This window comes from Streptomyces sp. NH27, from assembly GCF_056859195.1.
Window position 1 is genome coordinate 1 of sequence record NZ_JACEGK010000982.1, and the last position, 1,087, is coordinate 1,087.

Below are 1,087 nucleotides of genomic sequence, written 5' to 3' on the forward strand. Positions count from 1 at the left end.
CCCCCTACGTGAAACGGCTCCGCCGCGCCCCGCCGCAAAGACGTCCATCGTTTTCGGCCCCGCACCGGAAGAGACCGCCGAACAGGGGCGCGGGGGGCACCTGGGGCGGCTCGGCGAGGGGAGCCGTATGGTCACAGGGTGGCGGAAATGACGTTGGCGGAGACGGCCGCAGGGATGAACGGCCTGGCACCGTCGTGCGGCCGGACGCGGCTCATCGCGGTGGACGGTCACGCGGGCGCCGGAAAGACGACCCTGGCAGCGGAACTCGCGGCGGCGCTCGGCGGCAGCCCGATCGTACATACGGACGATCTGGCCACGCACGAGCAGCCGTTCGGGTGGACGGACCGGCTCGCGACGCAGGTACTCGACCCGCTCGGCGCGAGCCGCCCCGCGGTGCACGAGGTCTACGACTGGCACGCGCGGCGGTTCGAGGGCGAGCAAATGGTGGACGCGGCGCCGTACGTGGTGCTGGAAGGGGTCGGCACCGGCCGGGCCGCACTGCGGCCGTACCTCACGCTGGTGTTGTGGCTGGAGGTCGAGCCGGCCGAGGCGCGGCGGCGCGGACTGCGCCGGGACGGGCCGGAGTTGACCCGCTTCTGGACCGGCTGGACCGCCGCCGAGGACGCGCACTTCGCCGCCGACCCGACCCGCCCGTACGCCGACCTGCTGGTCCACCAGGATCAGAACGGCGGCTACCGGTTCACGCCGGGCCCGGCGGCGCGCTCGACGCAGAGCCCGAACCCCGCGAATCGCTACGGAAAGTGACCATCCGATGTCTGCCCGCTGCGGAACCGTTCGACCGGACCGGATCCGGTCGAATGCGGTCAGCAGGCGATCGGGTGTGATCGGTGACCGCGCGCGATTTCGTCATGAACGGGCCCTCGTGATCGCTTGACCGGCCGGGTATCCAGAGATTACGTTTTCAACCAGCGGCTCGGAGCAGCCGCTCGGCAGACACGGAGCCCCCGATTGTTCCCCCGTGATCGGGGGCTTCGTCCTGCCCTCCGCGCCTTTCGCCGCGCCGCAGAACGCTTCCCGCCTCTCACCCACCGTGACGAATCGGCGCCTCAAGGTCCCCTCCCCCGGC

At 71.7% G+C, this 1,087-nt stretch carries 1 protein-coding gene; it reads left to right on the forward strand.

The annotated features are described in order from the left end of the window. Positions 1-147 precede the first annotated feature (147 nt). Positions 148-765, forward strand: a complete 618-nt coding sequence (locus tag AC13HU_RS37540; RefSeq protein WP_483046483.1) for a uridine kinase family protein — start codon at positions 148-150, stop codon at positions 763-765. The last annotated feature ends 322 nt before the right edge of the window (positions 766-1,087 follow it).

Excerpts from the sequence above, each read along its gene's own strand:
- AC13HU_RS37540 (WP_483046483.1), top strand. The coding sequence starts at position 148 with ATGACGTTGGCGGAGACGGCCGCAGGGATGAACGGCCTGGCACCGTCG.